The organism is Pseudomonas sp. BN102 (assembly GCF_029871245.1).
GTDB lineage: Bacteria > Pseudomonadota > Gammaproteobacteria > Pseudomonadales > Pseudomonadaceae > Metapseudomonas.
In genome coordinates this window covers 21936-33530 of the sequence record NZ_SSON01000071.1, presented here as the reverse complement: position 1 = coordinate 33530, position 11595 = coordinate 21936, and the positions used below count along the sequence as shown (strand labels likewise).

Here is an 11595-nt window from a genome sequence, read left to right as displayed (position 1 = left end):
CACGGCCGCGCACTCCCCGCGGAGGCGGTGGAAGATACCAGTTCGGGGTTATGCGCAAAAGTGATGTTTGAGTATATGTAAAGAACCAAAAGTTATGATTGCGGGGTGGGGCATAACCCTTCGGCTTGAGGCGCGGCGGGGGCTGGTCTTTACTCGGAGTGCAAGCCGCCTATAACCACAACAACGGGGGAGCCATGAACGAACATTCCGATAATTCGAACCCTGACAGCAAGGTCGATGCCTGGGCCATTTTCATCCTTATCCTGATCGCTGTGTCGACTGCCGTTTACTGGGTCAGCCACCAATAAGCACGCGCGGGGCCGGCCGGTTCGCCAGGCCAGCCCCGCAACCTCCGATCACCCTGCGCTAAGCGGTTATACTTCGCCGCCGATTTTTCCTGGGTGATGGAATGAAAGGACTCTTCGCCTCTCTTCTACTTTGCTTCTGCCTGGGTCTCAGCCAGACGCTCTACGCCGCTTCGGTGGTGTTTCTCAATCCCGGGCGGACCGACGAACCCTATTGGGCCAGCTATGCGCAGTTCATGCAGGCGGCCGCGGACGACCTGGGCATGGCGCTCGACGTGCGCTATGCCGAGCGCGACCTGCATCGCATGCTCGACCAGGCCCGCGAAGTGCTGCGAGGCGAGAATCGGCCCGACTACCTGGTATTCGTCAACGAGCAGTACGCCGGCCCGGAGATCCTGCGCCTGTCCCGTGGTAGCGGCGTCAAGCTGTTCACCGTCAACAGCACCCTGACCGCGGACCAACAAACCCTGGCCGGCGGTACCCGTGAGAAGTATCCCGACTGGATCGGCAGCATGGTGGCCAACGAAGAGGAGGCCGGCTACCTGATGGCGCGCACGCTGCTGGAGCAGCAGCAGCGCGTGGCGCCCGGCCAGCCTTTCGACATGCTGGCCTTCTCGGGCGTCAAGCAGACCCCCGCCGCAAAGCGCCGCGAGCAAGGTCTGATGAAGGCCCTGGCCGAGTTCCCCCGGGCGCGACTGCGGCAACTGGTCTACAGCGAATGGAATCGCCAGCGTGCCTATGCCCAGGCGCAGCAGCTGTTACCGCGCTATCCGGACGTGAATCTGGTCTGGGCGGCCAACGACGAAATGGCCTTCGGCGCCATGGCCGCGGCTACGGAGCTGGGCCGCAAGCCCGGGCAGGACATGCGCTTCTCCGCCCTGAACAATTCCCCGGAAGTGCTGCGGGCCTACCTCGACGGCAAGGTCAGCGCCCTGGTCAGTGGCCACTTCACCCTGGGCGGCTGGGCCATGGTGCTGCTGCATGACTACGACGCCGGCCTGGACTTCGCCCAGCGCGGCGGCAAGGACCGCGAGGTACGCCTGTTCATGACCCTGGACCGGAACAAGGCGGCGCGGCTCCTGCGGCACATCGAGCGGCGCGGCCATGACCTCGACTTCCGCGCCTTCAGCCTGCTGGGCAAGCCAGGGCGGCGCGACTACGGTTTTTCCCTGCAGCCGCTGCTCGAGTGAGGCTCAGACGCCGGCGAGGCCGAGCACCAGCTTCACTAGCCCGAAGAGCACCAGCACGAAGACGGCAGTGAATAGCACGCCGAGGATGATGAAGTGGCTGGGCTTGCCACGGCTGAAGTCACGCGCGCGGTTCTTCCCGCTCTGCACGCCAAAGGCGGCGGCCAGCACGCTCTGCAGCATCTCGCGAAAGCTCAGGGGTTGATCGTCGTTCTTGTCGTCCATGGGACACCTCCTGGCCTGAGCTTAGCTCGTTTGCCGGGGAATGCCGGCCGTTCGCTCAGGGCGCGGGGCGCTGCAGGCGGCGGGTATTGACCAGTTCCACGGCGCGGGCGCGTAGCTGGCCGCAGCCACCTTCCACGTCCTGGCCGGCGGAGTTGCGAACCTTGGTGAGGATGCCTCGGCTGTGCAGGTAGCGGACCATCTGCACGATACGCTCGCCCTCGGGACGCTGGTACTCGTCGTCTTCCAGGCTGTTGTAGGGAATCAGGTTCATCACCGCGTACTTGCCCTTGAGCAGGCGCAGGATGCCGTCCATTTCTTCCTGGCTGTCGTTGATGCCCCTGAGCAGTGTCCATTGGTACTGGATGGGGTAGCCGATGGTGCGCGCGTAGCGCTCGCCCAGTTCCACCAGCTCGTCCGGGGCGATGCGCGGCGCCTTGGGCAGCAGGCGTTCGCGCAGGTCGGCGCGGGTGGTGTGCAGGGACAGCGCCAGGGCCGGTTTGACCTGCTGCTGAGGCAGGCGCTCGAAGACGCGCATGTCGCCGACGGTGGAAAACACCAGGTTCTTGTGGCCGATGCCGCCATCGGTGCCCAGCAGGTCGATGGCTTCCAGCACGTTGTCGAGGTTGTGCGCCGGCTCGCCCATGCCCATGAACACCACCTTCTTCACTGGCCGGAAACGGCGGGCGAGGGCGACCTGGGCAACGATCTCAGCACTGCCGACCTGGCGCAGCAGGCCGCTCTTGCCGGTCATGCAGAACACGCAGCCCACGGCGCAGCCGACTTGGGTCGACACGCAAAGGCCGTCGCGGGGCAGCAGCACGCTTTCTACCATCTGGCCATCGTTCAATGCCACCAGCAGGCGCGCGGAGCCGTCGGCTCCGGGATGTTCCGAACGCAGGCGGACCAGGCCGTCCAGGCGTTCGGCCAAGGCCGGCAGGCCATCACGTACGCTCAGGGGCAGGAAGTGCTCGGTGTGCTGGCGGCGGGTGCCGGCGTCCAGGGGCTTGCCCTGCAGCCAGGCGCGCACCACCCGGCTGCTATGGACGGGGAGGGCGCCGAGCTCGGCCAGATGCTGGTGGATATCGCTGATACGCATGGGGCGCGCATCCTACCACCGTCCACCGGGCGGTGGCAGGCCCGCCGACCAGCCGGTTGCGGTGCTCAGGGAGCCTCGACGCTGATGGCCAGTGCCGAGGTCATCCGGATCACCACTTCCTGGTTGAGATACGAAGGCTTGAGCTCGACATCGGGCCGTACCCTCACCACCTTGCGGCTGCCGTCGGCGAACTCCAAGGTGGCGGTGTGCTGGGTGGTGTCGATCGCCTTGACCACAGCGGTGATTTCCACGGTATCGGCTACCAGCATGCCCGGCTTGCTGCCTTCCGGAGTCCTCGCCACCAATCCGGCAGCGCCATCCTCTCGGACTTCGCCAGGCGCACGCAGCTGGATCACGCGTTCGTGAGTCACCACCGCATTGACCCGGTCGCCGACTTTCAGCTGCGAGAAATTGCGCATTTCCGGCACCGCGTTGAAGGTCTGGCGGTTGCCCTGTTCATCCTCGAGGGTGAAGGTCCGCTTCTGCTGATCGACGGCCGTGACCACCGCCGAGATCGTCTCGGTTTCCGACTCGACGCTGCCGGGCACACCCGGGGTGTAGGCTTCGGCGGCGCTGGCGGTCGCGCTCAGTCCATCGTTTTCCGCCTGGCTGCTGCAGGCGCCCAGGAAGGCGATGCTGATCAGGAGGGCGTGAACGGGCTTGGCATTGCGCATGGGAGATCCCCTTGTTCTCACAGGTTCCAGGTAATGACCGGGTGGAGGGGGCGACGTCCGACTGCCGTATTCGTCCTTGCCGGTCGGCTACTTCAGCGTAGGCGAAGTCCGCCGTGTTATTCTGGCGCGCTGTTCGATTCAGCGATTTGGGAGCTGTACATGAAGTTCATCCATCAGCGCGAGCACCTCAACGAGGGTGACCTGGTCGTCATCCAGTGTTCGCAGACCTGCAATATCCGCCTGATGAACGATGCGAACTTCCGCAGCTTCAAGAACGGCGGCCGGCACAGCTACCACGGCGGCGCCTTCGACCGCTTCCCGGCGAAGATCGTGGTGCCCAGCACCGGTTTCTGGAACGTCACCCTCGACACCGTGAGCCGCCGCGCCATCAGCGTGACACGCAAGCCCAGCTTCGAGTGGTCGATCAAGTTCGTGCGCCGTTCGGGTAGCTGATTCACCGGCATGAAAAAGGCCCGCAAGCGCGGGCCTTTTTCGTTCTCGGTGCTGCCTGCTCTTTGTGGGGGCGAATTCATTCGCTAACCGGACCGCCAGGTTCGGCCTGGAACTCCGCTCGGTGCGCGCGGCGCACCCTACATGCGGACCGTGGCCCGACTGCCTTTCTGTGAGCGAATTCATTCGCGAATGAATTCGCCCGCGGGGCGCTACGGCTGAATGACATAGAATCTCCCACAGACGCGCGGCCCTGCCTGTAGGTTGTGGCTGAGCTAAGCGAAGCCCAACGTTCGCGGTCGAGCCGCTGTGTTGGGCTTCGTTTCTCAGCGCCAACCTACGGGACCGCGCTGCGGTCCTTTCGCGAGTGAATTCGCACGCACAGGGCGCAGGATCAGTACTCGTATCCCAGGTTGGGCGACAGCCAGCGTTCGCTGACGGCCTGGTCCTGGCCCTTGCGCTTGCTGTAGCTCTCCACCTGGTCGCGCTCGATCTTGCCGACGGCGAAGTACTGCGCCTCGGGGTGGGCGAAGTACCAGCCGCTTACGGCGGCGGCGGGGAACATGGCGTAGTGCTCGGTGAGGGTCACGCCCGAGCTGCTGTGCGGGTCGAGCAGGCGGAACAGGGTGCCTTTCTCGGTGTGGTCCGGGCAGGCCGGGTAGCCGGGAGCGGGGCGGATGCCCTTGTACTGCTCCTTGATCAGCGCCTCATTGTCGAGGTGCTCGTCGGCCGCGTAGCCCCAGTACTCCTTGCGCACGCGCTCGTGCAGCCATTCGGCGCAGGCCTCGGCCAGGCGGTCGGCCAGGGCCTTGACCATGATCGCGCTGTAGTCGTCGCCCTTGGCTTCGTACTGTTTGGCCAACTCCTCGGCGCCGATGCCGGCGGTGGTGATGAAGCCGCCGACATAGTCGGTGATGCCGCTTTCCTTCGGCGCCACGTAGTCGGCCAGGCAATAGTTGGGCTTGCTGTCGGGCTTGATGGTCTGCTGGCGCAGGTGGTGCAGCTTGGCCAGCGGCCTGCCATGGGCGTCGTAGACCTCGATGTCGTCGTGGTCCACCTGGTTGGCCGGCCAGAAGCCGAACACCGCGCGGGCCTTGATCAGCTTGCCCTCGATCAACTGCTTGAGCATGGCCTGGGCATCGTTGAACAGCGAAGTGGCGGCTTCGCCCACCACTTCGTCGGTGAGGATACGCGGGTACTTGCCGGCCAGGTCCCAGGCGATGAAGAACGGCGTCCAGTCGATGTACTTGGCCAGCACCGCCAGGTCGATGTCTTCCAGCAGTTGCATGCCGGTGAAGCTCGGCTTCTGCGGGCGGTAGCCGGCCCAGTCGAACTGCGGTTTGTTGGCCAGGGCGTCGGAATAGGCCAGGCGCTCGGTGCGGGCGGCGCGGTTGGCGGTGCGCTCGCGCACTTCGACGTAATCGGCGCGGGTCTTCTCGACGAAACCGGCCTTGAGCTCCTTGGACAGCAGCTGGGTGGCCACGCCCACGGCGCGGGAGGCGTCGGTGACGTAGACCACGGCGTCGTTGCTGTACTGCGGGTCGATCTTCACCGCGGTGTGCGCCTTGGAGGTGGTGGCGCCACCGATCATCAGCGGCAGCTGGAAGCCCTGGCGCTGCATTTCCTTGGCGACGTGGACCATCTCGTCTAGCGACGGCGTGATCAGGCCGGACAGGCCGATGATGTCGCACTTCTCGGCGATGGCGGTCTGCAGGATCTTCTCCGCCGGCACCATCACACCCAGGTCGACGATGTCGTAGCCGTTGCAGCCGAGTACGACGCCGACGATGTTCTTGCCGATGTCATGCACGTCGCCTTTCACCGTGGCCATGAGGATCTTGCCCTTGGCTTGCGGCTTGTCGCCTTTTTCCGCCTCGATGAAGGGGATCAGGTGGGCAACCGCCTGCTTCATCACGCGGGCGGACTTGACCACCTGGGGCAGGAACATCTTGCCGGCGCCGAACAGGTCGCCGACCACGTTCATGCCGGACATCAGCGGGCCTTCGATCACCTCGATCGGGCGCGCGCATTGCTGGCGGCATTCCTCGGTGTCTTCGACGATGAAGGTGGTGATGCCCTTGACCAGCGCGTGCTCCAGGCGCTTGCCCACCGGGTAGCTGCGCCATTCCTCGCTCTCGGCTTCCTTCACCGCGCCGCCGCCCTTGTAGTCGTCGGCGATCGCCAGCAGGGCATCGGTGCCTTCGGGGCTGCGGTTGAGCACCACGTCCTCGACCTTCTCGCGCAGCTTGGCCGGGATCTCGTCATAGATCTCCAGCTGGCCGGCATTGACGATGCCCATGGTCAGGCCGTTCTTGATCGCGTGGTAGAGGAAGACCGAGTGGATCGCCTCGCGCACCGGGTTGTTGCCGCGGAAGGAGAACGACACGTTGGACACGCCGCCGGAGGACAGCGCATAGGGCAGCTCGTCGCGGATGTAGGCGCAGGCCTCGATGAAGTCCACCGCGTAGTTGTTGTGTTCCTCGATGCCGGTGGCCACGGCGAAGATGTTCGGGTCGAAGATGATGTCTTCCGGCGCGAAGCCCACTTCGTTGACCAGAATGTCGTAGCTGCGCTTGCAGATTTCCTTCTTGCGCGCGGCGGTGTCGGCCTGGCCGACCTCGTCGAAGGCCATCACCACCACCGCGGCGCCATAGCGCTTGCACAGGCGGGCGTGGTGCTTGAAGGCCTCGACGCCTTCCTTCATGGAGATGGAGTTGACGATGCCCTTGCCCTGGATGCACTTCAGGCCGGCCTCGATCACGTCCCACTTGGAGGAGTCGATCATGATCGGCACACGGGAAATGTCGGGCTCACCGGCGATCAGGTTGAGGAAGGTGACCATGGCCGCCTTCGAGTCCAGCATGCCCTCGTCCATGTTGATGTCGATGACCTGGGCGCCGGCTTCCACCTGCTGCAGGGCCACTTCCAGGGCCTCGGTGTAGTTCTCTTCGCGGATCAACCGGGCGAACTTGGCCGAACCGGTGATGTTGGTGCGCTCGCCGACGTTCACGAACAGCGAGTTGCGGTCGATGGTGAAGGGCTCCAGGCCCGACAGGCGGCAGGCCTTGGGAATCTCTGGCATCGCCCGCGGCGGGTACTTGGCCACGGCTTCGGCGATGGCCTGGATGTGCGGCGGCGTGGTACCGCAGCAACCGCCGACAATGTTGAGGAAACCACTGGCGGCGAACTCCTCGACCACCGCGGCCATTTCCGCCGGGGTCTCGTCGTACTCGCCGAAGGCATTCGGCAGGCCGGCGTTAGGGTGGGCGGAGACATGGGTCTCCGCCTTGTTCGCCAGCTCTTCCAGATAGGGACGCAGGTCCTTGGCGCCGAGGGCGCAGTTCAGGCCCACGGAGATCGGCTTGGCGTGGCGCACCGAGTTCCAGAAGGCCTCGGTGGTCTGCCCCGAGAGGGTACGGCCGGAGGCGTCGGTGATGGTGCCGGAAATCATGATCGGCAGCTCGATGCCCAGCTCCTCGAACACGCCCTGCACGGCGAAGATCGCCGCCTTGGCGTTGAGGGTGTCGAAGATGGTCTCGATCAGGATCAAGTCCGAACCGCCCTCGATCAGGCCGCGGGTGGCCTCGGTGTAGTTCTCCACCAGCTCGTCGAAGGTGACGTTGCGGTATCCGGGGTTGTTCACGTCTGGGGAGATGGAGCAGGTGCGGCTGGTCGGGCCGAGCACGCCGGCGACAAAGCGCGGCTTGGCCGGGTTCTCGGCAGTCTTGGCGTCGGCCACTTCTCGGGCCAGGCGCGCGCCTTCGACGTTCAGCTCGTAGACCAGCTCTTCCATGCCGTAGTCGGCCTGGGACACGCGGGTGGCGTTGAAGGTGTTGGTCTCGAGGATGTCCGCGCCGGCATCCAGGTAGGCCTTCTCGATGGCCTGGATCACGTCCGGGCGGGAGAGCAGCAGCAGGTCGTTGTTGCCCTTCACGTCGCTGGGCCAATCGGCGAAACGCTGGCCGCGGTAGTCCGCCTCATCCAGCTTATAGCTCTGGATCATAGTGCCCATGCCGCCGTCGAGGATCAGGATGCGCTCTTTGAGCGCCTGTTGCAGGGCTTGCTGGCGGGCGATGCGGTCGGACATAGGAACTACCTGAGGGGTGGCGTGAACAAAGGCGAGGATGATAGCAAAACCTTAGTAATTTTTAGCTTGTCCGCAATTTCCATGAATTCTGCTCATGTTGCTGGCGGGGCGGGCTCGTCGTCCCGCGCTGCAAGCCAGTAGAATCCGCCCATTTGCTCTTCAGGGATTGAGTCATGTCGCAGCGCCTGCTTGCTGTCTTGTTTGTCTTGTTCATGCTGCCGGTCCGCCCGGCCCTGGCGGACGAGCTTTCCTACAGCCGCGACATCCAGCCGATCTTCACGCAGAAGTGCGTGGCCTGCCACGCCTGCTACGACTCGCCATGCCAACTCAACCTGGGCAGCGCCGAAGGTGCCGCGCGCGGCGCGAGCAAGCTGCCGGTCTACAACGGCGGTCGCACCAGGGCCCAGGACACCACCCGGCTCTACTTCGATGCCCAGGGCGCAGAAGCCTGGCGGCGCAAGGGCTTTCACTCGGTGCTGGACGGTAACGGCGCCCAGGCCGCGCTCATGGCGCGGATGCTGGAGCTGGGCAAGGCCAACCCGCCGACGCCCAACGCCAAGCTGCCGGCCGGTCTGGATATCGGCATCGACCGCCAGAACCAGTGCCCCCTGCCTGGCGAGTTCGACGTCTACGCCCGCAAGCATGCCCAGGCGGGCATGCCCTTCGCCGTCACCGGCCTCAGCGAGGCGGAGTACCAGACCCTGCAGCGCTGGCTGGCCGAGGGGGCGAAGGTGGAGGAGCAGGCCGTGCAGCCCAATGCGGCCGAGGCCCGCCAGGTGATCCAGTGGGAGGCGCTGCTGAACGCTCCCGGCGCCCGCGAGGCGTTGGTCGGGCGCTGGCTGTTCGAGCACCTGTTCCTCGCGCATCTGTATTTCGAGGGGAATGGCGAGCCCGGCCATTTCTTCCAGTTGGTGCGCTCGCGCACGCCCAGCGGCCAGCCCATCGACCCCATCGCCACCCGCCGGCCCAACGAAGATCCGGGCAGCACCTTCTATTACCGCCTCTGGCCTATTCAGGGCGTGATCGTGCACAAGACCCACATTACTTATCCCCTCAGCGCGGCGAAGCTGGCGCGGGTCAAGGAGCTGTTCTTCTCTGGCGACTGGGCGACGGAGCAGGTGCCCGGCTACGGCGCGCAACGCCGCGCCAACCCCTTCGAGACCTTCCAGGCCATCCCCGCCCAGGCGCGTTACCAGTTCATGCTGGATAACGCCGAGTACTTCGTGCGCACCTTCATCCGTGGCCCGGTCTGCCGCGGGCAAATCGCCACCGACGTGATTCGCGACAACTTCTGGGCGCTGTTCCAGGACCCGGCCCACGACCTCTACATCACCGACCCCGAGTACCGCGCCGAGGCCACGCCGCTGCTGGCGATGCCCGGCCAGTTCGACGAGATCGGCGACCTGCTCGGCCTCTGGCGCGCCTACCGCGACAAACGCAATGAGTACGAGGCGATGCGCATGGATGCGTACGCGAGTGCGCCGCCGCCCAGCTGGGCGCACATCTGGACCGGCAACGACAACGCCCTGCTGTCGATCTTCCGCCAGCACGACAGCGCCTCGGTGCGCAAAGGCCTGATCGGCGAGATTCCCCAGACCATCTGGTGGATGGACTACCCGTTGCTCGAGCGCACCTATTACCAGCTGGTGGTCAACTTCGACGTGTTCGGCAACCTCTCCCACCAGGCGCAGACGCGGCTCTACTTCGACCTGATCCGCAATGGTGCCGAGGTCAACTTCCTCCGCCTGATGCCGGCGGAATCTCGCGCGGCGCTGCTTGGCGACTGGTACCAGAACGGCGGCAAGGTGAAGATGTGGCTGGATTACCAGCGCATCGACAAGGACACCCCCAGCAGCCTGGCCCTGGCCGAGGGCGACCCCCAGCGCGCGTTCGCCCAGGAGCTGCTGCAGCGCTACGCCGGCGTCAATGCGCGGCCCGATCCGATCAACCGCTGCACGGGTGCCCACTGCTTCCGGCCGCGAATCGCTCCTGAGCTGCAGCAGGCTGAACAGGCCTTCAGCCGCCTCGTCAGCCGGCCAGCGGCGGGGCTCAAGGTGATCGAGCAACTGCCGGAAGCGACCCTGCTGCGGGTGGAACTGGCCGACGGCCGGCGCGAGGTCTACAGCCTGCTGCGCAACCGTGCCCACAGCAACGTGGCCTTCATGATGGGCGAAGCGTTGCGCTATCAGCCGGGGCTGGACACCCTGACCCTTTATCCAGGCGTGCTGAGCAGCTACCCCAACTTCGTTTTCAATCTCAAGGCGGGGGAGGTGGAGGCGTTCGTCGGCGCCATGGAGCAGGCCAGGGACAGTGCCGCATTCGACAAGCTGGTGCAGCGCTGGGGCATCCGCCGCACTCATCCGCAGTTCTGGTTCTACTTCCACGACCTGGCGGCCTACATCCGCGACACCGAGCCGGTGGAGGCGGGGGAGCTGGACATGAACCGCTATCAGAACCTTTGAATATCAGCTGGACGCGAATTATTCCTACTAAATTGGTAGGGCTTTAACCCATGTTCCCCTTTGGCGTACACTGCGCCCATGTTTGCGAGGAGTTGCCATGAGCGCCATCACCATTACCCAAGCTGCCCAGGACTATCTGGCTGACCTGCTGGAAAAGCAGAACGCCCCGGGCATCGGCATCCGTGTCTTCATCACCCAGCCGGGCACCCAGTACGCCGAGACCTGCATCGCCTACTGCAAGCCCGGTGAGCAGAAACCCGAGGACAGCCCCCTGGCCCTGGCCGCCTTCACCGCCTGGATCGATGGCGTCAGCGAGCCCTTCCTCGAAGACGCGATCGTCGACTACGCCACCGACCGCATGGGCGGCCAGCTGACCATCAAGGCGCCTAACGCCAAGGTGCCGATGGTCAACGAAGACAGCCCGATCACCGAGCGCATCAACTACTACCTGCAGACCGAGATCAACCCCGGCCTGGCCAGCCACGGCGGCCAGGTGAGCCTGGTGGACGTGGTCGAGGAAGGCATTGCCGTGCTGCAGTTCGGCGGCGGCTGCCAGGGCTGCGGCATGGTCGACATGACCCTGAAGGACGGCGTCGAGAAAACCCTGATGGAGCGTATCCCCGAGCTCAAGGGCGTACGCGACGTCACCGACCACAGCAACAAGGAAAACGCCTACTACTAAGGCGTGCGCGACACGAAGAAGGCGACCTGCGGGTCGCCTTTTTTCATTTCACGGCTTTCCTTGTGAGGGCGATTTCAATCGCGAGGAGGCACGCCTGGTAGGTTGTGGCTGAGCTACGCGAAGCCCAACGTTGGTCGTCCAGGTTGCCCCCGCGTTGGGCCGCGCTGCGCTTGGCCCAACCTACAAAAGCGTTGGAGACGTTCGTAGGTTGTGGCTGAGCTGCGCGAAGCCCAACGTTGGTGGCCCAGGTTGCCCCCGCATTGGGCCGCGCTGCACTTGGCCCAACCTACAAAAGCGTTGGAGACGTTCGTAGGTTGTGGCAGAGCTACGCGAAGCCCAACGTTGGTGGCCCAGGTTGCCCCCGCGTTGGGCCGCGCTGCACTTGGCCCAACCTACAAAAGCGTTGGAGACGTTCGTAGGTTGTGGC

Annotated in this window: 8 protein-coding genes; 4 read left to right on the top strand and 4 right to left on the bottom strand. The window is 64.9% G+C overall.

Features of this window, described 5'->3' with window-relative positions:
* Nucleotides 1–409 precede the first annotated feature (409 nt).
* Nucleotides 410–1495, top strand: coding sequence for an ABC transporter substrate-binding protein (locus tag E8F12_RS17860; protein ID WP_280326547.1), 1086 nt, complete (start codon nt 410–412; stop codon nt 1493–1495).
* Nucleotides 1496–1498: 3 nt separating this feature from the next.
* On the opposite strand, the gene E8F12_RS17855 is transcribed toward E8F12_RS17860, so the two are convergent.
* The 3 genes from E8F12_RS17855 to E8F12_RS17845 form a co-directional block, all read right to left on the bottom strand.
* Nucleotides 1499–1717 carry a DUF2970 domain-containing protein gene (locus tag E8F12_RS17855; RefSeq protein ID WP_280287976.1) on the bottom strand — a complete coding sequence of 73 codons (219 nt, stop codon included), beginning with the start codon at nt 1715–1717 and terminating at the stop codon, nt 1499–1501.
* 55 nt (nt 1718–1772) lie between these two features.
* Nucleotides 1773–2813 carry an RNA methyltransferase gene (locus E8F12_RS17850; protein ID WP_280326546.1) on the bottom strand — a complete coding sequence of 347 codons (1041 nt, stop codon included), beginning with the start codon at nt 2811–2813 and terminating at the stop codon, nt 1773–1775.
* Nucleotides 2814–2878: 65 nt separating this feature from the next.
* Nucleotides 2879–3487, bottom strand: coding sequence for a hypothetical protein (locus E8F12_RS17845; protein ID WP_280326545.1), 609 nt, complete (start codon nt 3485–3487; stop codon nt 2879–2881).
* A 33-nt stretch (nt 3488–3520) separates the two neighbouring features.
* Between E8F12_RS17845 and E8F12_RS17840 the strand changes: the two genes are divergently transcribed.
* Nucleotides 3521–3940: a DUF1883 domain-containing protein gene (locus E8F12_RS17840; protein ID WP_280326544.1), complete on the top strand. Its 420-nt coding sequence runs from the start codon at nt 3521–3523 to the stop codon at nt 3938–3940.
* Nucleotides 3941–4331: 391 nt separating this feature from the next.
* On the opposite strand, the gene metH is transcribed toward E8F12_RS17840, so the two are convergent.
* On the bottom strand, nt 4332–8024 hold the full coding sequence (gene metH, locus E8F12_RS17835) for a methionine synthase (RefSeq protein WP_280326543.1): 3693 nt from the start codon (nt 8022–8024) through the stop codon (nt 4332–4334).
* A 173-nt stretch (nt 8025–8197) separates the two neighbouring features.
* Between metH and E8F12_RS17830 the strand changes: the two genes are divergently transcribed.
* Both E8F12_RS17830 and nfuA read left to right on the top strand, forming a co-directional pair.
* A complete protein-coding gene (locus E8F12_RS17830; RefSeq protein WP_280326542.1) occupies nt 8198–10486 on the top strand; it encodes a fatty acid cis/trans isomerase in 2289 nt (762 codons plus the stop codon).
* Nucleotides 10487–10583: 97 nt separating this feature from the next.
* Entirely contained in the window at nt 10584–11168 is a 585-nt protein-coding gene (nfuA, locus tag E8F12_RS17825; protein WP_280288860.1) for a Fe-S biogenesis protein NfuA, read from the top strand.
* Nucleotides 11169–11595: the final 427 nt, after the last annotated feature.

Bases quoted from the DNA above. Each gene is read 5' to 3' on its own strand.
- E8F12_RS17860 (WP_280326547.1), top strand. From the start codon at position 410: ATGAAAGGACTCTTCGCCTCTCTTCTACTTTGCTTCTGCCTGGGTCTC.
- E8F12_RS17855 (WP_280287976.1), bottom strand. From the start codon at position 1,717: ATGGACGACAAGAACGACGATCAACCCCTGAGCTTTCGCGAGATGCTG.
- E8F12_RS17850 (WP_280326546.1), bottom strand. From the start codon at position 2,813: ATGCGTATCAGCGATATCCACCAGCATCTGGCCGAGCTCGGCGCCCTC.
- E8F12_RS17845 (WP_280326545.1), bottom strand. From the start codon at position 3,487: ATGCGCAATGCCAAGCCCGTTCACGCCCTCCTGATCAGCATCGCCTTC.
- E8F12_RS17840 (WP_280326544.1), top strand. From the start codon at position 3,521: ATGACCGGGTGGAGGGGGCGACGTCCGACTGCCGTATTCGTCCTTGCC.
- metH (WP_280326543.1), bottom strand. From the start codon at position 8,024: ATGTCCGACCGCATCGCCCGCCAGCAAGCCCTGCAACAGGCGCTCAAA.
- E8F12_RS17830 (WP_280326542.1), top strand. From the start codon at position 8,198: ATGTCGCAGCGCCTGCTTGCTGTCTTGTTTGTCTTGTTCATGCTGCCG.
- nfuA (WP_280288860.1), top strand. From the start codon at position 10,584: ATGAGCGCCATCACCATTACCCAAGCTGCCCAGGACTATCTGGCTGAC.